The sequence below is a fragment of the Micromonospora sp. CNZ297 genome, assembly GCF_007827625.1.
Genome location: NZ_VISU01000026.1, coordinates 42,918 through 65,023, shown reverse-complemented (window position 1 = coordinate 65,023; position 22,106 = coordinate 42,918). Strand labels below are relative to the sequence as shown.

The window sequence follows — 22,106 nt, the reverse complement described above, 5'->3', positions numbered from 1 at the left end:
GTGTGCGACATGCCGGATCAGGCCGAGCCGAACTCTTCGTCCAGCAGGCTGAAGATCTCCTCGGCGGAGGCCGACTCGAGGCTGGCGCCCTCGTCGGCGGCGGAGTCCGCACCGGACTCGGTGTAGGTCCACAGGGAGAGCAGTTCACGCAGCCGGGCGCCGACGGCGGCCCGGTCGGTGTCGGCAGAGGCCACCGCCCGCATGGCGTGCTCCAGCTTGTTCAGCTCGCCGAGCACCGTCAGCGCGGAGGTGCTCCGCTCCGCCAGCAGCGCGCCCCGCAGGTACTCGACCAGCGCGGCCGTGGTCGGCCGGTCGTAGATCAGCGTGGACGGCAGCCGCAGCCCGGTGGCCGCGTTGAGCCGGTTGCGGAACTCGACCGCGGTCAGCGAGTCGAAGCCCAGCTCGACGAAGCCGCGCTCGACGTCGATCGAGCGGATCGACGCGTAGCCGAGGACCGCGGCGGCGTGGGTCCGCACCAGGTCGGAGAGCACCTGGTCGCGATCGGCCTCCGCCGTGGCGGCGAGGGTCTCCCGCAGCGCCTCGGCCGGATCGCGTTCGGCGGCCCGTACCGCGCCGGTCGTCGCCGGCCGCACCAGCGACCGCAGCACCGGCGGGACCGCCGCCGGTCCGTGCCGGCCGATCAGGGCGAGGTCCAGGTTGACCGGTACGACCACCGGCTCGGCGAAGCGCAGGGCCTCGCTGAACAGGTCCATGCCCTCCTCGGCGCCGAGCGGCACGAAGCCGCCCCGGTTCATCCGGGCCTCGTCGACGTGCCCGGTCCGCCCGTCGCCGGTGTCGTTCACCCACGGGCCCCAGGCCAGCGAGAGCGCCGGGAGTCCCCGGTCGCGCCGGTGCTGGGCGAGGGCGTCGAGGAAGCAGTTCGCCGCCGCGTGGTTGGCCTGCCCGGGGCCGCCGAACAGGCCGGCCGCCGAGGAGAAGAGCACGAACGCAGCCAGGTCCAGCTTCTCGGTCAGCTCGTGCAGGTGCCACGCCGCGTCGACCTTGGGACGCAGCACGGCGTCGAAGCGCTCCGGGGTGAGCGCGGGCAGGACGCCGTCGTCGAGTACCCCGGCGGCGTGCACCACGCCGGTCAGCGGCTGGTCGGCGGGGAGTTCATCGACCAGCAGGGCGAGCGCGTCGCGGTCGGTGACGTCGCAGGCGGCCACCCGGGCGGTGGCACCCAGCCCGGCCAGGTCGTCGACCAGCGCGGCGACGCCCGGTGCGTCCGCCCCGCTGCGGCTGACCAGCAGCAGGTGCCGTACGTCGTGGCGGGTGACGAGCCGCCGTGCCACGAGCCGCCCGAGCAGACCGGTCGCCCCGGTCACCAGGACGGTGCCGGCGGCCAGGTCGGGGCCCGGCGCGTCGGCCGGGGGCGGGCCGAGCCGGGTCAGCCGGGGCACCCGGAGCTGCCCGGCACGTGCGGCGAGCTGGGGTTCGCCCGTGGCGAGAGCGGCCGGCAGCAGCGCGGCGGCCGGGGCGTCGTCGTCGACGTCGAGGAGCACGATCCGGTCGGGGTTCTCCGACTGGGCGGAGCGCAGCAGGCCCCAGGCGGTGGCGGCCGGCACGTCGGCGATCCGCTCGTCCGGGTCGACCCGGACCGCGCCGCGGGTGACCACCACCAGCCGGGCGGCGGTCAGGGTCTCCTCGGCGAGCCACTGCTGGGCCAGCGCGAGCATCCGGTGGGCGACCCGGTGCGCCTGGGCGGCCGGGTGTGGCTCGCCGGTGGCGGTTCCGGCGCAGGTCACCACCACCGCGTCGGGTGCGGCGGCACCAGCGCGTACGTCGGCGACCAGCGTCGACAGGTCCGGGTGCCGGTCGGCGCCGGGCCAGTCGTCGCCGAGGGCGACGAGCCGGGACGTGCCGTCGGCGCGGCCGGTGGCGGGGGCGACCCAGTCGAGGCGGTGCAGGGACCGGCTGGCCGAGCGGCGGGCGGCGCTGAGCTGCTCGCCGGAGATGGGCCGCAGGACCAGACCGTCGACGGAGGCGACCGGGGTCGCGCCGGTGTCGGTCACGGTCAGGGCCACGGAGCCGGCGTCGGTGGCGCGCAGCCGGATCCGCAGTTCGCGGGCGCGGGTGGGTCGGATGGTCACGCCCGACCAGGTGAACGGCAGGCCCGGGCGGATGCCGGGGCCGCCCTCGGTGCCCGACGCGCCACCGGCGGGGTCGCCGGCCGTGGCGTCGGTGGCGCCGTCCGTGGCGCTGGCGCCGATGGCGTGCAGCGCCGCGTCCATCAGGGCCGGGTGCACGGAGAAGGCCGTGGTGTCGGTGGACGCGTCGGCGTCCAGGGCGACCTCGGCGAGGATGTCCGGGCCCGACCGCCAGGCGGCGCGCAGCGCCCGGAAGACCGGGCCGTAGTGGTAGCCCTGGGCGGCGAGCCGGGCGTAGAGCCCGTCGAGGGCGATCGGCTCGGCGTCGGCCGGCGGCCACACGGCGGCCGGCACGGGGTCCGGGTCGACGGTGTCGGCGAGCTGGCCGGAGGCGTGCCGCTGCCAGGCCCGGGAACCGTCGGGTCCGGTGTCGTCGTCGCGCCGGGTGTGGACGGCGACGGGCCGGTGCCCGGTCTCGTCCGGCGGGCCGACGCGGACCCGCAGGTCGATTCCGCCCTCGGTGGGGATCGCCAGCGGCGCCTCCAGGTTCAGCTCGGCGACGGTCGCCGTGCCGGCCTGCCGGCCGGTCCAGGACGCCAGCTCCACAAGCGCCGTCCCGGGCAGCAGCACCGTGCCCAGCACGGCGTGGTCGGCGAGCCAGGGGTGGGTGGTGAGGGTGATCCGGCCGGTGAACAGCAGGCCCTCGTCGCCGGGCAGGTCGGCCACCGCGCTGAGCAGCGGGTGGTCCACCACGTCGAGGCCCACTGCGGGCAGGACCGAGCGGTGCGCGCCGGTGCGCTCCAGCCAGAAGCGGTTCCGGTCGAAGGCGTACGTGGGCAGGTCGACGGGCTCGGCCTCGGGCAGCAGTCGGCGGTGGTCCACCGCCAGGCCGAGGGTGTGCGCGGTGGCGAGGCCGGTCAGCAGCCGGGTGGCGGCGTCGTCCGACCCGGCGAGGGTCTCCAGGACGTGGCCGGTGACGCCGGTCGCGTCGAGGACGGCGGCGACCCGGTCGGTCAGCGCCGGCTCCGGCGAGATCTCCACGAATGTCACGTGTCCGGCCGCGACGGCGGCGCGCAGGGCGGCGTCGAGCCGCTCCGGTCCCCCGGCGATATCGGCCGGGCGGTCGGCGCCGGAGGCGGTCGGCGCCGCTCCGAGGCCGGCCGGGTCGGCACCGGGGCCCGCCCGGTCGACACCAAGGCCGCTCAGGTCGGCCCAGTGGTCGACACCGAGGCGGGCCGAATCGGCCCAGTCGCCGGTGAACGTGGAGGCCAGCCGGGCGGTCCCCGGCTGCGGGGCGAGCCCCGCGAGGGCGGCGCGGAGGCCGTCGTGGTCCAGGTGGCCGGCGGCGGCGCGGGCCCGCAACGCCACCGTGCGGGCGGCGTCGGGCAGGGACAGCAGGCCCGCCACGTACGCGGCCACGACCTCGCCGTCGCCGTCGCCGACGACAGCGGCGGGGGTGACGCCGGCGTGCCGCCAGACGGCGGCGAGCGCCACCCCGACGGCGAACAGCACGGGCCGGGCCAGCTCCGGCCGCTCGCCCCAGGAGGCGTCCGCGCCGGTGAGCAGGGCGGCCGGATCGACGTCGACCCAGGGCGCGAGGGCCTGCCGGCACTCGGCGAGGGTGTCGTCGAAGACCGGGCAGCGGCCCACCAGTGCGGCCACCGCCCCCGCCGGGGTGGCGCCCGGGAAGACGAACACCGGGCCCGCGCCGTGGTCGGCGACGGTGCCGGTCACGACGTTGCCGGCCGGGGTGCCGGCGGCGAGCGCGTCCAGGCCGGCCAGCAGCTCGCCGGGGGTCGCGCCGAGCACGGCGGCGCGCCGGTCGAACGCCGAGCGGGTCGCGGCGAGCGACCAGCCGACCGCCGCCGGGGCGAGGCCGGGGTGCGCGCGAAGGTGCCGGGCCAGCCGGGACGCCTGCGCGGCCAGGGCCGAGGTGGAGCGGGCCGAGACGGGCCAGGCCACCACGTCGGCGGTGAGCAGCCCGGCGGCGCGTTCCCCCTCCGCAGCGGCTGCGGGCGGCATCGGTGCGTCGACCGGCTCGGCGTCGGCGGGCGCGTCGGTGGGCAGCTCGACGACCACGTGGGCGTTCGTGCCGGAGATGCCGAACGAGGAGACCGCCGCGCGGCGGGGCCGGTCGACGGCCGGCCACGGCCGGGACCGGGTCACCAGCTCCACGTCGCCGGCCGACCAGTCGATGTGCGGCGACGGCTCGTCCACGTGCAGCGTCGCCGGTACGGTCCCCTCCCGCATCGCCAGCACCACCTTGATCACGCCGGCCACACCGGCGGCGGCCTGCGCGTGGCCCATGTTCGACTTGACCGAGCCCAGCAGCAGCGGGCCGGCGTCGCCCCGGTCCTGCCCGTACGTCGCCAGCAGCGCCTGCGCCTCGATCGGGTCACCGAGGACGGTGCCGGTGCCGTGCGCCTCGACGACGTCCACGTCGGTGACCGCCAGCCCGGCGCCGGCCAGCGCCTGCCGGATCACCCGCTGCTGGGAGGGGCCGTTGGGGGCGGTCAGGCCGTTCGACGCGCCGTCGGAGTTGACGGCGGAGCCGCGGACGACGGCGAGGACGCGGCGGCCCTGCCGCCGGGCGTCGGAGAGCCGCTGCACGAGCAGCATGCCGACGCCCTCGGACCAGCCGGTGCCGTCCGCCGTCGCGGCGAAGGACTTGCACCGCCCGTCGGAGGCGAGGCCGCCCTGGCGGGAGAACTCCTGGAACGCCGTCGGGGTGGCCATCACGGCCACGCCGCCGGCCAGCGCCAGGTCGCACTCGCCGCGCCGCAGCGCCGCCCCGGCGAGGTGCAGCGCCACCAGCGACGAGGAGCAGGCGGTGTCGACGGTGACGGCGGGGCCCTCCAGCCCGAGGGCGTACGCGACCCGGCCGGAGATGACGCTGTGCGCGGCGCCCGTCATCAGGTAGCCCTCGACGCCCTCGGGGACCTCGGTCAGGCCCGTGCCGTAGCCGGAGGTGGAAGCGCCCACGAAGACGCCCGTACGGCTGCCGCGCAGCGACGCGGGGTCCACCCCGGCCCGCTCCAGTGCCTCCCAGGACGTCTCCAGGGTGAGCCGCTGCTGCGGGTCCATGGCGAGGGCCTCGCGGGGCGAGATCTCGAAGAAGGCGGGGTCGAAGTCCGCCACGTCGTGGAGGAAGCCGCCCGCCGGCGGGTGCGTCCCCTCGGCCGGCTCGGGTATCTCCCAGCCCCGGTCGGTGGGGAACGGCGAGATGGCGTCCACGCCGTCGGCGACGAGCCGCCAGAACGCCTCCGGCCCGTCGACGCCGCCGGGGTAGCGGCAGGCCATGCCGACGATCGCGACGGGCTCGTCGGCATCGACGACGACGGTCTGCGGGGCGGCGGCCGGGGCGGCGCCGGAGACCAGCTCGCGCAGGTGCGCGGCCAGCTCGGCGGGGGTCGGGTAGTCGAAGACCAGTGTGGTGGGCAGCCGCAGGCCGGTGGCCGCGTTCAACCGTCCCCGGAAGTCCACGGCGGTCAGCGAGTCGAAGCCGAGGTCCTTGAACGGGCGGCCGCGCAGCTCGTCGGGGGTGGCGTGGCCCAGCACCGCCGCGGTCTGCTCGTTGACCAGGCGCAGCAGCTCCCGCTCCTGCTCCGCGGCCGGGAGCGCCGCGAGGTGGCGCAATGGCGCGGCGACCCCGGCCGCCGGCGTGGCGGCCTCCTCCTCGGCGACGAGCGCCCGCACCTGCGGCAGGTCGCCGAGGAACGGGCTGGGCCGGGCCACTGTGAACGCGGGGTGGAACCGGCTCCAGTCGACGTCGGCGACGGTCACGCAGGGCGTGGGCCGGCGCAGCGCCCGGTCGAGGGCGACGAGCGCCTTCTCCGGGTCGACGGGCGGCAGGCCCATCCGGTTGAGCTGCTCGGTGGCGACGTTCTCGGCGGCCATGCCGTGCGCGCCGCCCCAGGCCGTCCAGGAAACGGCGGTGGCCGGCAGGCCCCGGTCGCGCCGGTTGACGGCCAGGCCGTCCAGCAGAGAGTTGCCGGCGCCGTACGCGCACTGCCCGGCGCTGCCCCACACGCCGGAGATGGAGGAGAACATGACGAACGCGGCGAGGTCGCGCTCGGCGAGGCAGGCGTCGAGGTGCAGGGCGCCGAGCACCTTGCCCGCGACGACGTGGGAGAACTCGTCGAGGGTGGTGTCGGTGATCGGGGTGAGCTGGTCGGTGCCGGCGGCGTGCACGACCGCCGTCAGGTCGGGCAGCGAGCCGACCAGGTCCGCCACGGACCGCCGGTCGGTGACGTCGCAGGTGGCGGCGGTGACCCGCCCGTCGGCGCCGTACCGGTCGAGCAGGTCCGCCACGGCGGGGGCGGCGGCGCCCCGGCGGCTGGCCAGGACCACCCGCCCGGCGCCCCGGTCGAGCAGCCAGCGGGTGACGTGGCCGCCGAGGGCGCCGGTGCCGCCGGTGACCAGGACGGCGCCGGACCACCAGTCGCCGGCGGGGTTCTCGTCGGTCGTCGGCGGGGCCGGCGTGAGCCTCCGGGCCCAGGTTCCGCCGGGGCGCACGGCCACCTGGTCCTCGCCGCCGTGGCCGGCCAGCACGGCGGCGAGCCGCCGGGTGATGGCGGCGTCGACGGTGGCCGGCACGTCGACCAGGCCGCCCCAGCGGTGCGGTTGCTCGACGGCCGCCGCGCGGCCGAGGCCCCAGACCTCGGTCTGCAGCGGGTGCACGACCCGGTCGCCCGGGGCCGCCGCCACCGCGCCGCTGGTGACGCACCACAGCGGCGCCACCAGGTCCAGGTCGGTCATCGCCTGGACGAGGGCGAGGGTGCCGGCGGCGGCGAGGGTCACGCCGGGGTGCTCGGGCAGCAGCCGGTCCTGGCCGGCGACGACGGCGAGCACGCCGTCGACACCGCGGTCGCCGGTCAGCATCCGGAGCCGGGCGGCGAGCGCCGCGCGGTCCAGGTCCGCGGCGCCGACGCGCAGCACCAGCGGCTCGGCGTCGCCGAAGAGCCCGGCCAGGCCGTCGGCCCACGCCGGCGCGTCCTCGGCGGGCAGCACAACCAGCCAGCGGCCCGCCGGGGCGTCGCCGTCCTCGACCGGCACGGGCTGCCAGCTCACCTGGTACGACCACCCGTCCACGAGGGAGCGTTCCCGCCGGGACCGGCGCCAGGAGGACAGCGCGGGCAGGGCCGGCAGCAGCGCCCGTACCTGCTCGTCGTCGCCCAGCTCGCCGCGCAGCGTGTCGACGTCCGCCTGCTCCAGGGCGGTCCAGAACTCGTCGTCGCCGTCGGAGGAGGCGGGGCCGGGGCCGGCGGGCGGCGGCTCGGGCCAGAAGCGCCGGCGGCGGAAGGCGTACCCGGGCAGCGGCACCCGCGCGGTGTCGGCTCCCGCGTACAGCCTCGTCCAGGCGACCTCCACCCCGCCGACGTGCAGCTCGGCGAGGGCGGTGAGCGCCGACGTGGGCTCGGGGCGGTCGCGGCGCAGCAGCGCCACGGCGGAGGTCTCGTCGTCGGCCAGGACGTCGCGGGTCAGCGCGGTGAGCACTCCGCTGGGGCCGACCTCCAGGAACGTACGCACGCCCAGGGCGCGCAGCTGCTCGACGCCGTCGGCGAAGCGGACCGCCTCCCGCACGTGCCGCACCCAGTACTCGGCGGTGCGGATCTCGTCGGGGTCGGCGACGGCGCCGGTCAGGTTCGACACGATCGGCAGCGCCGGCGGGTGCAGCTCCAGCCGGCGCACCACGGCGGCGAACTCGGCGAGCATCGGTTCCATCAGCGGGCTGTGGAAGGCGTGGCTGACCCGCAGCGGCCTGGTGCGTACGCCCTGGTCGGCCCAGCGGCGTTCGAGTTCCTCGACGGCCTCGGCGGCGCCGGAGACGACGACGGCGGTGGGCCCGTTGACGGCGGCCACCGCGACCCGGTCCTCGACGTCGGCCAGAGCGGACCGGACGGCGTCGGCGGGGAGCTGGACGGCCAGCATCGCGCCGCCGGCCGGCAGGGCCTGCATCAGCCGGCCCCGGGCGGCCACCAGCGTGGCGGCGTCGGGCAGCGACAGCACGCCGGCCGCGTGCGCGGCGGAGAGCTCGCCGATCGAGTGGCCGAGCAGCACGTCCGGGACGACCCCCCAGCTCTCCAGGAGCCGGAACAACGCGACCTCGACGGCGAACAGACCGGCCTGGGTGTAGAGGGTCTGGTTGAGCAGCCCGGCCGCCTCGTCGCCCTCGGGCGCGAAGAGCACCGGGGCGAGCGGGCGGGGCAGGTGCCGGTCCAGCTCGGCGCAGACCTCGGCCAGTGCCCGGTCGAAGACGGGGAACGCGGCGGCCAGCTCGCGGCCCATGCCGCTGCGCTGCGCGCCCTGGCCGGAGAAGAGGAACGCGAGCTTTCCGCCGCGCGGACCCGCGCCGGTGACCAGGCCCGGGGCGTCGCCGCCGGCGGCCAGCGCGCGCAGGGCGGCGGCCAGGTCGGCGCGGTCGGTGGCGAGCAGTACGGCGCGGTGCTCCAGGCCGGCCCGGGTGCTCGCCGACGACCAGCCGACGTCGGTCAGCCGCAGCCCGGGGCGGTCGTCGAGCCAGTCGGCCCAGCGGGTGGCCTGCGCGGTCAGGGATCCGGCGTCGCGGGCGGAGACCAGCACCGGCACGAGGCCGGCCCCGTCGACCGGGGCGGTGCCAGGCGCCGTGACCGGGTCGGTCTCGGAGGCGGAGCCGTCCGGGGCGTCCGCCGGGGCCGGGTCGGCGGCGGGTGCCTCCTCGATGATCACGTGGGCGTTGGTGCCGCTCATGCCGAAGGAGGAGATGCCGGCGCGGCGGGGCCGCTCCCCGGCGGGCCACGGCCGCGGCTCGGTGGCCAGCGCGACCGCGCCGGCCGTCCAGTCCACGTTGGGGGTGGGCTCATCGACGTGCAGGGTGGCGGGCACGGTGTCGTGCCGCAACGCCATCACCATCTTGATCACGCCGGCCACGCCGGCGGCGGCCTGGGTGTGGCCGATGTTCGACTTGACCGAGCCGAGCCAGAGCGGTTGGTCGGCCGGCCGGCCCTGCCCGTACGTCGACAGCAGCGCCTGCGCCTCGATCGGGTCGCCGAGGGTGGTGCCGGTGCCGTGCGCCTCCACGACGTCGACCTGCTCGGGCGCGAGCCGGGCGCTGGCCAGCGCCTGGAGCACGACCCGCTGCTGGGACGGGCCGTTGGGGGCGGTCAGGCCGTTGCTCGCGCCGTCGGAGTTGACGGCGCTGCCGCGTACGACCGCGAGCACGGGGTGGCCGTTGCGGCGGGCGTCGGAGAGTCGCTCGACGAGCAGCAGGCCGGCCCCCTCGCCCCAGGCGGTGCCGTCGGCGGCGGCGGCGAACGACTTGACCCGGCCGTCCAGGGCCAGGCCGCGCTGGCGGCTGAAGCCGATGAACGCGGACGGGGTGGACATGACGGTGGCGCCGCCGGCCAGCGCCAGGGTGCACTCGCCCTGCCGCAGCGCCTGGCAGGCCAGGTGCAGCGCGACCAGCGACGACGAGCAGGCGGTGTCGACGGTGACGGCGGGCCCCTCGATGCCGAGCGCGTACGAGATCCGGCCGGACACGACGCTGGCCGCGGTGCCGGTGAGGATGTAGCCCTCGGTGCCGGGCGGCGGCTGCTGAAGCAGCCCCACGTAGTCCTGGCCGGTGGTGCTGGCGAACACCCCGACCTGGTGGCCTCGCAGCGTCGAGGGGTCGATGCCGGCGTGCTCGAACGCCTCCCACGAGGTCTCCAGCAGCAGCCGCTGCTGGGGGTCCATGGCCAGCGCCTCGCGCGGCGAGATGCCGAAGAACGCGGCGTCGAACTCGGTAGCGGAGTCGACGAAGCCGCCCTCGGCGACGTACGACGTGCCGGGATGGTCGGGGTCCGGGTGGAACAGCCGCGCCAGGTCCCAGCCGCGGTCGGCGGGGAACGCGGAGTAGGCGTCGCGGCGGGAGTCGACGAGTTCCCACAGTTCCTCGGGCGAGCCCACCCCGCCCGGGAAGCGGCAGGCCATGCCGACGATGGCGATCGGCTCGCGGCTGGCCGCCTCAAGCTCGCCGAGCTTCCTCCGGGTCTGGTGAAGGTCCGCCGTCACCCATTTCAGGTACTCCCGGAGCGTATCTTCAGTCGCCATTGACGCCACCTCTTCGGGTCGGAGAGAAACAGCGACCCAATACCGTCCACGGACGCCACAAGCCGCGAAGATCCAAACCCATTCAGCCGACCACGAATTGCCAGACAAAATGGCGTTTCAGCCCCCCACCAGGTCTTACGCGCCGGACGAAAGGTAATTGTCGCCGGACGGCGGTCACAACCCCTAGCGTGCCCCTACGGGTGCCCCTAGGTGGCGGGGGCGCAGGCTGGGCCGACCCGCCCTGCGAGCGGTGCGGCGCACCGCCCTCGCGGGGTGCGGCCGGGCGAGTGCGCGGACCCGCCCGGCCCGGCGTGTCACGACCGCCGACAACGGTCGTACGACACCATTTCTAGATCCCTGGCAAATTGCCGCCGGGGCCACCCAGCTCGCGGTGGATGAAATCGAAGATCTCGGCGTCGGTGGCGTCGTCGAGGGTGTGCGTGGCCGATTTCTCCTCGGCGGGACCACGGTCGTCGCCCCACCGGGCGACGAACGCCTGCAGCTGCACCAGCAGCTTCTGCCGGGTCAGCCGGTCCGGCGCCTCGGCCGCGAAGGCGCCGTCGAGCCGTTCCAGCTCGGCGAGCAGCGGCGCCGCCGCGGCGGCGCCGTCCTCGGCGAGCCGGTCGCGCAGGTGCCGGGCGAGGGCCGCCGGCGTGGGGTAGTCGAACACCACGGCGGCGGGCAGATGGACGCCGGTGGCGGCGCGGAGCCGGTTGCGCAGCTCCACGGCCGTCATCGAGTCGAAGCCGACCTCGCGGAACGCCCGGTCAGGCTCCAGCCCCGCGTCGCCGCCGTGGCCGAGCACGGTCGCCGCCAGGCCGCCCACGAGGTCGACGAGGACGCCCTCGCGGTCGGCGGGGCTCAGCGGACGCAGCCGCTCCCGCAGCGCGGTCGCCGCCTCGTCGTCAGCCGGCCGGCGCTCGTCGTCGGCGGGCATCGCCGCGCCCGCCTCCGGGACCCCGGTCAGCAGCGGGCACTGCCGCATCGACGCGAACGTCGGCACGAACCGGTCCCAGCGCACGTCGGCGACGATCAGCGCCCCCTGCGCGCGCAGCGCCTGCCCGAACGCCTCGACGGCCAGCTCCGGGGGCAGGCCCGGCAGGCCCCGCCGGCGCAGTTGCGTCTGCTCCGCCGACTCGGGATCGTCGCGCCACGGGCCCCACGCCACGGCGGTGGCCGCCAGTCCCCCGTGGCGCAGGCTCGCCGCGAGCGCGTGCAGCAGCGCGTCGCCGGCGGACTGGCCGGCCCGGCCGCCCGCGCCCCACACCCCAGTGGTCGAGGTGCACAGCACGAACGCGTCGAGCGGGCGGTGGGCCAGCTCGTCGGCGTACCTCGGGACGTCGCCGACGGTGGCGGCCAGGTCGGCGGCCAGGGCGGCGAGGGTCAGCTCGGTCAGCGGCACCGAGCCGGTCTCGGCCGGGACGTGCACGAGCGCGGTCACCGGCCGTTCCTCGGCGGCGAGCCGCTCCATCAGGTCGCCGAGCTTGCCCGTGGCCGGCTCGGCCAGCGGGAGCACCTCGGCGCCGTGGCGGCCCAGCCAGTCGGTGGTGTGCCGGGCGAGGGGGCCGGTCCCGCCGGTGAGCAGGACGGTGCCGTTCGGCCGGTAGCCGTCGCCCGCCGCCGGCAGCCCGGTGTCGCGGACCAGCCGCCGGGTGTGCACGCCGGCCTCCCGGACGGCGATCTGGTCCTCACCGTCGACGTTGACCAGGGCCCCGGCCAGGGCCGCGTACGCCGCCTCGGCCGGGTCCGCCGGCAGGTCGACGACTCCGCCGACGTGCCGGGGGTGCTCCAGCGCGGCGACGAGGCCGAGGCCCCAGGTGGTGGCCTGCGTCGGGTGCACGACCGCTTCCCCGCCGACGGCGACGGCGCCGGTGGTGGCCAGCCACAGCGGCACGGCCGGGCCGGAGCGGCCGGTGTGCGCCTGCACGAGCAGCAGGTTCGCCGCCAGGCCGGTCGGCAGCGCGGACTGCTCCGGGTGCGGCGCCTCGTCCAGCGCCAGCAGGGACAGCAGCGCCGTCGGCTGGTGCGCGGCGGCGAGCCGGTCGAGGTCGGCGGTCAGACCGTCGCGGGTGACGGTGGCCGGGTCGACGGTCAGCAGGTGCACCGTCGCGGCGCCGGCCGTGAGGGCGGCGAGCACCCGCTCGGTGACCTGGTGCGGCGGGGCCACCACCAGCCACGTGCCGGGGTCGGCGACGGTCAGCGCCCGGCGTTCCCAGGTGACCCGGTACCGCCAGCCGGCCAGGGTGCCGTCGAGCTGCCGGCGGCGCCGCCACGACTCCAGTTCCGGCAGCAGCTCGCGCATCGGCTGGTCCGGGTCGAGGCCGAGGCGGCCCAGGTCGCCGTCGGTGACGGCCCGCCAGAACGCGTCGTCGACCGGGTCGTCGGCGGCCGGTGCCGGCAACGTGTCGAGGGTCGGCCAGTAGCGCTGCGGCCGGAACGCGTACGTCGGCAGCTCGGGCAGCAGCCGGCGATCCGGGCGGGGGCCGGCCAGCGCGGCGAGCACCGCCGCCCAGTCGACGTCGCGCCCGGTGCCGTGCACGACGGCCAGCGCGGCGAGCAGGGCGGCCGGCTCGTCGGCGCCGGCGCGCAGCGCCGCCACGGCCGTGCCGTCGTCGGCGCCGGGGAGCAGGCCGGCGGTCATCGCCGTCAGCACCGCCTGCGGTCCGAGTTCCAGGAAGGTGTCCACGCCCGCGTCGCGCAGCGCGGCGATCCCGTCGGCGTACCGGACGGCCTCCCGGACGTGGCGCACCCAGTAGCCGGGCGTACGGATCTCGTCGGGCTCGGCGAGCCGCCCGGTCAGGTTCGACACGATCGGCAGCAGCGGCGCGGCGAACGTCAGTCCGTCGAGGACGGCTCGGAACTCGGTCAGCATCGGCTCCATCAGCGGGCTGTGGAACGCGTGGCTGACCCGCAGCCGGCGGGTGCGTACGCCGCGTTCCCGCCAGAGCCGTTCCAGCCCGTCGAGGGCGTCGAGGGCCCCGGCGAGGACCACGGCGGTGGGGCCGTTGACGGCGGCGACGCCGACCCGGTCGCCCAGCCCGGCCAGGGACTCGACGACGGCCGCCTCGTCGGCGGCGACGGCGAGCATCCCGCCCCCGGCGGGCAGGGCCTGCATGAGCCGGCCCCGGGCGGCCACCAGCGTGGCGGCGTCGGCGAGGGACAGCACGCCGGCGACGTGAGCGGCGGTGATCTCGCCGATGGAGTGCCCGGCAACGTGCCCGGGCACCACCCCGAACGACTCGACCAGCCGGAACAGGGCCACCTCCAGCGCGAACAGCCCCGCCTGGGTGAAGACCGTCTCGTCGAGCAGCGTCGCCTCGGCGCTGCCCTCGGCCGCGAACAGCACCGGCTTCAGCGGCTGCGGCAGCTGGTGGTCCAGGGCCGCGCAGACCTCGTCGAGGGCCGCCGCGAAGACGGGGAACGTGTCGTACAGCCGGCGGCCGGCACCGGGGCGCTGGGCGCCCTGGCCGGAGAACTGGACCGCGAGGCCGCCGCCGCGTCGCCGGGCGGTGACCAGCGCGGGGTGCTCCTCCCCGGCGGCCAGGGCCCGCAGCGCGGCCGTTCGGGTCGCCCGGTCGGCGGCCACCACTGTGGCCCGCCGGCCGAGGTGGGCCCGGCCGTCGGCGAGCGCCCAGGCGACCAGGTCGGCGGGGTCGTCGCCCGTCGCGACGCGGTCGGCCAGCCGGCCGGCCTGCTCACGCAGCGCGGGCAGGTCGGCTGCGGAGACCGGCCACGGCAGGATCGCCGCGGGACGGTCCCCGTCGGGGAAGGCCGGCTCCGGGCGGTCCGGGGCCTGTTCCAGGATGACGTGGGCGTTGGTGCCGCTGATGCCGAACGAGGAGACGCCCGCCCGGCGCGGCCCTTCCGTGGTGGTCCACGGTCGTGCCTCGGTGAGCAGCGCCAGCGTGCCGGAGGACCAGTCGACGTGCGGGGTCGGCGCGTCGACGTGCAGGGTCTTCGGCAGCACCTCGTGCTGCAGGGCCAGCACCATCTTGATGAGGCTGGCGGCGCCCGCCGCGGCCTGGGTGTGGCCGATGTTCGACTTCACCGACCCGAGCCACAGCGGCCGGTCGGCGGTCCGGTCCCTGCCGTACGTGGCCAGCAGGGCCTGCGCCTCGATCGGGTCGCCGAGGGTGGTGCCGGTGCCGTGCGCCTCGACGACGTCCACGTCGGCGGGGGTGAGGCCGGCGTTGTCGAGCGCGTGCCGGATGACCCGCTGCTGCGCGGGCCCGTTCGGCGCGGTGAGGCCGTTGCTCGCGCCGTCGGAGTTGACGGCGCTGCCCCGTACGACGGCGAGGATCCGGTTGCCGTCGCGCTGGGCGTCGGAGAGCCGCTGGAGCAGCAGGACGCCGACGCCCTCGCCCCAGCCGGTGCCGTCGGCGGCCTCGGCGAACGCCTTGACCCGCCCGTCGGCGGCGAGGCCGCGCTGCCGGGAGAACTCCAGGAACGCGCCCGGCGTCGACATCACCGTCACGCCGCCGGCCAGCGCGAGGTCGCATTCGCCGCTGCGCAGCGCCTGCGTGGCGAGGTGCAGGGCCACCAGCGACGACGAGCAGGCCGTGTCGACGGTGACCGCCGGGCCGTGCAGCCCGAACGAGTACGCCAGGCGGCCCGAGACCACCGACGCGCCGTTGCCGGTCGCCTGGTAGCCCTCCACCTGGGCTCGGGCGCCCAGCAGCAGTGTGGCGTAGTCCTGCCCGTTGGTGCCCATGAAGACGCCGGTGGCGGAGCCGCGTACGCCGTGCGGGTCGATGCCGGCGCGTTCGAAGGCCTCCCAGGTGGTGTGCAGCAGCAGCCGCTGCTGCGGGTCCATGGCGAGGGCCTCGCGCGGGTTGATCCCGAAGAACGCGGCGTCGAAGCCGGCGACGTCGTGCAGGAAGCCACCGCTGCGGGTGTAGCTGGTGCCGACCTGCTCCGGGTCGCTGTCGAACAGGGCGTCGAGGTCCCAGCCCCGGTCGGCAGGCATCGGCGTGACCGCGTCCACTCCGTCGGCCAGCAGCCGCCACAGCTCCTGCGGCGACGACACCCCGCCCGGGAAGCGGCAGGCCATGGAGACGATCGCGATCGGCTCGTCGGCCGCGGGCCGGGCCGCGGTCGCGCCGCCGGCAGCCGGGCCGCCGTCCGCGCCGACCACGATTTCGGTACGCAGGAAGCGGGCCAGTTCCGCCGCCGAGGGGTGGTCGAAGACCACTGTCGACGGCAGGGTCAGGCCGGTGACCCGGCCCAGCCGGTCCCGCAGCTGCACGGCGGCGAGGGAGTCGAAGCCCAGCTCGCGGAACGCCCGGCCGGCCGGCACCTGGTCGGTGGTGGGGTGGCCGAGCACGGCCGCCGCCTCCGCGCGGACGAGGTCGACCAGCAGCGCCTCCTGGCCGGTCGCCGGCAGCGTGGCGAGCCGGTTGCGCAGCCCGTCGGTCGCGGCGGTGTTCTCCGGCCGCTGCGGCTCCCCGGCGACGGCGGGGGCGACCCGGTCGAAGAGGTGGCTCGGCCGTACGGCGGTGAACGCCGTGACGAACCGGGACCAGTCGACGTCCACGATCACCGGGGCCGCCTCGGGGGCGTTCACCCAGCGGCCGAGCGCCGCGACGGCGGCGTCGGGCGCGAGCGGGCTGAACCCGCGGCGGCGCAGGCCGTCCGCGGTCTCCCCGGCGGCCATGCCGTCCTCCGCCCACGGGCCGTACGCCAGCGCGGTGGCGGGCAGGCCCTTCGCCCGGCGGGCGGCGACGAGGGTGTCGAGCAGGGCGTTGCCGGCCGCGTAGCCGGCCTGCCCGCCGCCGCCCCAGACACCGGCGACCGAGGAGAAGACCACGAACGCGTCGAGGTCCCGACCCCGGCAGGCGGTGTCGAGGTGCAGGGCGCCGAGCACCTTGCCGGCCAGGGTCTCCGACAGCTCGCCGTCGGTCACCTCGTGCGCTGCGGTGGTGCCGCCGGACGCCCCGGCGGTGTGCACGACGGCGGTCAGCTCCGGCAGCCCGGAGACCATAGCCTCGACCGCGGCCCGATCGGTGACGTCGCACGCCACCACCCGCACCGCGCCCAACTCGTCGACCAGCTCGGCCGCGCCCGGCGCCGCCGGACCCCGCCGCGAGGCCAGCACCACCTCGGCCGCCCCGTTCGCCAGCAACCAGCGCGCCACGTGCCGACCCAAGGCGCCCGTACCACCGGTCACCAGCACCGTCCCGGCGGGCCGCCAACCCGCACCCGCGGGCGGCGCGGCCGGCACCAGCCGCCGGCCGAAGAGGCCGTTGCGGCGGACGGCCACCTGGTCCAGGGTGCCGTCGGCGAGGACCGCGACGAGCCCGGCGCGGGCGCCGCGGTCGGCGCGGTCGGGCAGGTCGACCAGGCCACCCCAGCGGTCCGGCTGTTCGAGGGCGACGACCCGGCCCAGGCCCCACGCCAGCGCCGCCCACACGTCGCCGGCCCGCTCCCCCGCCGTGACCGGCATCGCGGTCCGGCTGAGCGCCCACACCCTTCCGGCCAGGCCGGTGTCGGTCAGCGCGCGGACAAGGGTGAGCAGCACCGCCGTGCCGGCGGGCACCGCCGGGGTGTCCGCCAGGGGCCGGTCCTGGCGGGGCAGCACGCAGAGCACCCCGGCCCAGCCGTCCCCGCTGATCCGGCCCAGTCGCTCGCCCAGTTCGGCGCGGGCGAGGGTGGACGACACGGTGAGCGTGTCCACCCGGGCGCCCGCCTGGGTGAGGGTCTTCGCCACGCCCGCGTCGGCGCCGCTGTCGACGGTGACGACCAGCCACCGCCCGGACAGCCGGGTCGCCGGGGCCGGCCGTACCGGCTCCCACCCGATCCGGTACGACCACCCGTCGAGGGCGGTGTCGCGCGACCGGTGCTGACGCCAGCGCGCCAGGAGCGGCAGGGCCGGGCCGAGCGCGTCCAGGTCCTCGGTGTCGTCGCCGAGTTCGGCGGCGAGGGCGGCCAGGTCGCCGCGCTCGACGGCGGCCCAGAACTCGGTGTCGCCGCCCTCCGGGGCGGCCTGCCTCGTGGGCGTGCCCTCAGGCCAGTAGCGCTGGTGCTGGAAGGCGTACGTCGGCAGGTCGACGCGGCGCGCGCCGGTGTCGGCGAACCACTGCGTCCAGGTCACCGGCATCCCGTGCACGTGCAGCTCCGCCAGGGCGTGCAGCAGCGCGTGCGCCTCCGGACGGTCCCGGCGCTGCACCGCGACGGCCAGCACGGCGTCGTCGCCGGGCAGCACGTCGGCGGCCATCGCGGTCAGCACACTCTGCGGCCCGACCTCCAGGAACGTGTCCACCCCCGCCTCGCGCAGGGCGGTGACCCCGTCGGCGTACCGGACGGCCTCGCGGACGTGCCGCACCCAGTAGTCGGCCGTACGGATCTCGTCCCCGGCCAGGGCACCGGTCACGTTCGACACGACCGGCAGCAGCGGCGTGGCAAAGGTGAGGCCGTCCAGGACCGTGCGGAACTCGGCCAGCATCGGCTCCATCAGCGGACTGTGGAACGCGTGGCTGACGGTGAGACGGCGGGTACGCACACCTCGGTCCCGCCAGGCCTGCTCCACCTCGTCCAGGGCCTCGACGGCACCGGAGACGACGACGGCGGCCGGACCGTTGACCGCCGCGATACCCAGCCGATCGGTCATCCCGGCGAGAGACTCCGCCACCGCAGCCTCGTCAGCGGCCACGGCCAGCATGCCGCCGCCCGTGGGCAACGCCTGCATCAACCGACCCCGCGCGGCCACGAGGACGCACGCGTCGGCCAGGGACAACACCCCGGCCACGTACGCCGCCGTCACCTCACCGATCGAGTGACCAGCCACCACGTCCGGCACGACCCCGAACGACTCCACCAGACGGAACAACGCCACCTCGACCGCGAACAACCCGGCCTGCGTGAACACCGTCTGATCCAGCAACTCCGCCTCGGCGGAACCCGCCGACGCGAACAGCACCTCCCGCAGCGGGCGCGGCAGCAACGGGTCGAGGTGTCCGCACACCTCGTCCAGCGCGGCGGCGAAGACCGGGAACCCGGCGTACAACTCCCGGCCCATGCCGGCGCGCTGCGCGCCCTGGCCCGAGAAGAGCAGCGCGAGCTGGCCGCGTACGGCGGTGGAGCCGGTCACGACGGTCCCGGAGGGCTCGCCCGCATCGAGGGCCCGAAGCGCGGTGAGCAGGTCGTTGCCGTCGGCCACCACGGCGACGGCGCGCTGTTCCAGCGCGGGCCGGGTGGTGACGGAGGACCAGGCCACGTCCAGCGGACGCGGGGCCTCGTCGACGGCGAGCCAGCGCGCCCACCGGCCCGCTTGGCCGGCCAGGGCCGCGTCGGAGCGCGCGGAAAGCAGCACCGGCACGACCGGCGGCACGTCGCCGGCGACGACCTCACCCTCGATCGTCTCAGCCGGCGGCTGCTCGATGATCACATGCGCGTTCGTGCCGGAGATCCCGAACGACGACACCGCCGCCCGACGCGGCCGGTCCACCCGCGGCCACGGAGTGGGCTCGGTCGCGAGGGCCACCGCCCCGGCCGACCAGTCCACATGCGGCGACGGCTCGTCCACGTGCAGCGTCGCCGGCACCAGGCCGTGGCGCATCGCCATGACCATCTTGATCACACCAGCCACACCCGCAGCCGCCTGCGTGTGCCCGATGTTCGACTTCACCGAGCCGAGCCACAACGGCTCCCGCCCCTGCCGGTCCTGCCCGTACGTCGCCAGGACGGCCTGCGCCTCGATCGGGTCACCCAGCGTCGTACCCGTGCCGTGCGCCTCGACCACATCCACGTCGGACGGCGACAGCCGCGCCGACGCCAGCGCCTGCCGGATCACCCGCTGCTGCGACGGACCGTTCGGCGCGGTCAGACCGTTCGACGCGCCGTCCTGGTTCACGGCCGTACCACGCACCACGGCGTAGATCTTCCGGCCCTCGCGCTGGGCGTCGGAGAGCCGTTGCACCAGCAGCACGCCGATGCCCTCGGACCAGCCGGTGCCGTCGGCGGACGCCGCGAACGACTTGCACCGGCCGTCCTGCGACAGACCACGCTGACGCGAGAACTCGATGAACGTCCCCGGCGTCGCCATCACCGTCACACCACCGGCCAACGCCAGATCACACTCACCCGACCGCAACGCCTGCGCGGCAAGGTGCAGCGCGACGAGGCTGGAAGAACAAGCGGTGTCGACGGTGACCGCCGGGCCCTCCAGCCCGAAGGTGTAGGCGACCCGACCGGACAGCACGCTGCCGGAGGTGCCGGTCCCGACGTAGCCCTCCACCTCGGTCGGCAGGTCCATGAGCCGGGAGGCGTAGTCGTGGTACATGACACCGGCGAACACACCCGTCCGGCTGCCCCGCAACCGCTGCGGGTCCAGCCCCGCCGACTCGAACGACTCCCACGACGCCTCCAGCAGCAACCGCTGCTGCGGATCCATCGCCAGAGCCTCACGCGGCGAGATCCCGAAGAAGCCCGGGTCGAACTCCGCCGCCCCGTACAGGAAACCACCATGGCGCGTGTACGACGTACCGCTGCGGTTCGGGTCCGGGTCGAACAACGACTCCAGGTTCCAGCCCCGGTCCGCCGGGAACTCGGAGATCCCGTCGCCGCCGCCGGCCAGCAGCCCCCACAGTTCGTCGGGGGATTCCACCCCGCCCGGGTAGCGGCAGGCCATGCCCACGATCGCGATCGGCTCGTCGGTGCCGACGACCGGGCCGGCGACCGGGCCGGCGGTCGACTGGCGCACCCCGGCCAACTCCGACCACAGGTGGTCGGCGAGCACGGCCGGGGTCGGGTAGTCGAAGACCAGCGTCGAGGCCAGCCGCAGCCCGGTGGCCGCGTTCACGCGGTTGCGCAGGTCGACGGCGGTCAGCGAGTCGAAGCCCAACTCCCGGAACGCCCGGTCCGCCGGCACCGACTCCGCGCCACCGTGCCGCAACACCTGCGCGACCAGACCCCGTACCAGCACGTCGACCTGGGCGCGGCCCTCGTCCTCGGTCAGCCCGGCGAGCCGGTCGGCCCAGCCGCCACCGCCCTGCCCCGCCTGGCGGCGGGTGCCGGTCACGCCGATCAGGGTACGCAGCATGGCCGGCACGGGGCCGCCGGAGGTCGCCGCCCGCAGCGCGGGCACGTCGATCACGGCCGGTACGAGGACCGCCCGGTCGGCGCCCAGCGCGGCGTCGAACAGCTCCAACCCGGTCCCGGCGCTCATCGGCGTCAGACCCGCCCGCGCGGACCGCGCCCGGTCCGCCTCATCGATCGAGGCGGCCATGCCTGCCGTGTCCCACATCCCCCACGCCAGACTCACCGCCGGCAACCCGAGCTGCCGCCGGTGGACCGCAAGCCCGTCCAGGAACGCGTTACCCGCCGCATACGCCGACTGACCCGGCGAGCCGAGCACACCCGCAACCGACGAGAACACCACGAACAAGTCGAGATCCAGACCCGCCGTCGCCTCGTGCAGGAACCAACCCGCCGACACCTTCGGCGCCAACACCCCCGCCAACCGCTCCGCCGTCAGCCCCTCCACCACACCGTCGTCCAACACACCAGCGGTGTGCACCACACCTGCCAGCCGACCCTCGGCGGCCACCTCGGCCACCAGACCGAACACCTGGTCCCGGTCCGTCACGTCACAGGCAACGACCCGCACGGACGCACCCAGCGCGGACAGCCGCTCCGACAGCTCGCCCGCACCCACAGCCTCCGGGCCGCGCCGCGACACCAGCACGAGAGACCGCACGCCGTGCACCGACACCAGGTGCTCCGCGACCAACGCCCCGAGCGCACCCGTACCGCCGGTGACCAGCACCGCACCGTCACCCACGGCCGGCGTCTCCGCCGCCGTGATGCCGGCCCGGACCAGGCGCGGCGAGTGCACCGCACCCCCGCGGACGGCCAACTGGCCGCCGGTCGCGGTCGGTTCCCGCAGGACGCCGTCCAGCAGGGCCATCAGCGCGGCATCCGGGTCGCCGTCGACGTCCGCGAGCACGATGCGGCCCGGGTGCTCCGACTGCGCCGAGCGCAGCAGACCCCACACCGCCGCGCCGGCCAGGTCGGTCACCCGGTCGTCGTCCCCGACGGACACCGCGCCCCGGGTCACCACCACGAGCCGCGAGTCCGCCAGGGCATCCGCCGCGAGCCAGGACTGCACGGTCGCCAGCACGTCCGAGGTCACCGCCCGGACCGACTCCACCGTCGCCGACCCGGGCACGGGGAACACCGGCAGCAGCAGCGTCCGGGGGACGGACTCCTCCCCCGCGGCCGTCGCCACGCCGGGGTACGTGGGCATTCCGACGGGTGCCGACAGCTCCCGGCCGCCGGTCACCAGCGCCCAGCCGGAAAGCTCCCCGGCGGGCGCGGCCTCCACGGCCGGCCATCGCAGCTCGAACAGCGACCGCGTGGCCACGCCCGGCGCGGCCACGCCGGTCAGCTCCCGCAGGGCGAGGGAGTCCACCGACACGACCGGCGCGCCCACCTCGTCGTACGCGGCCAGCCGCAGCCCGGAGCCGTCGCGGGTCAGGCGTACCCGCAGCGCCCCCGCTCCCGAGGCGTGCACCTGCACGCCCTCGAACGCGAACGGCACCCGTGGCCCGCCCGACTCCTCGCCGCCCAGCAGCAGCCCGATCGGGTGCAGGGCGGCGTCCAGCAGCGCCGGGTGCACGCCGAACCCGGCGGCCTCCGTCGCGTCGTCCGGCAGGACCACCTCGGCGTACACCTCGTCGCCGCCGGTCCAGGCACGCCGGAGCCCCTGGAAGGCCGGCCCGTACGTCAGGCCGTGTTCCGCCAGCGTCGGGTACCAGCTCGCCAGGTCCACCTCCGCCGCGACGGCGGGGGGCCAGGTGACCGGGTCCGGCTCGTCGGCGGTGGAAGGCTCCAGCACGCCCTCCGCGTGCCGGGTCCAGCCCGCCTCGGGATCGTCGTCGGGGCGGGAGTAGACGGCGACGGGACGCTGCGGCGACTCCGACGTGGACACCCGCACCTGGATCCGTACGCCTC

Annotated in this window: 2 protein-coding genes (1 of these 2 only partly in view); both read right to left on the bottom strand. The window is 76.5% G+C overall.

Annotation, left to right across the window (positions count from 1 at the left end):
* Positions 1-17 precede the first annotated feature (17 nt).
* Positions 18-10,157: a type I polyketide synthase gene (locus FB454_RS30335; RefSeq protein WP_145823993.1), complete on the bottom strand. Its 10,140-nt coding sequence runs from the start codon at positions 10,155-10,157 to the stop codon at positions 18-20.
* Positions 10,158-10,506: 349 nt separating this feature from the next.
* Positions 10,507-22,106: the final stretch of a type I polyketide synthase gene (locus tag FB454_RS30330; protein WP_145823992.1), read on the bottom strand. 18,211 nt of this gene lie beyond the right edge of the window; the window shows 11,600 of its 29,811 coding nt (coding positions 18,212-29,811); the start codon falls outside the window, past its right edge; its stop codon occupies positions 10,507-10,509.

Coding starts and splice junctions, on each gene's coding strand:
- FB454_RS30335 (WP_145823993.1), bottom strand. CDS start 10,157: ATGGCGACTGAAGATACGCTCCGGGAGTACCTGAAATGGGTGACGGCG.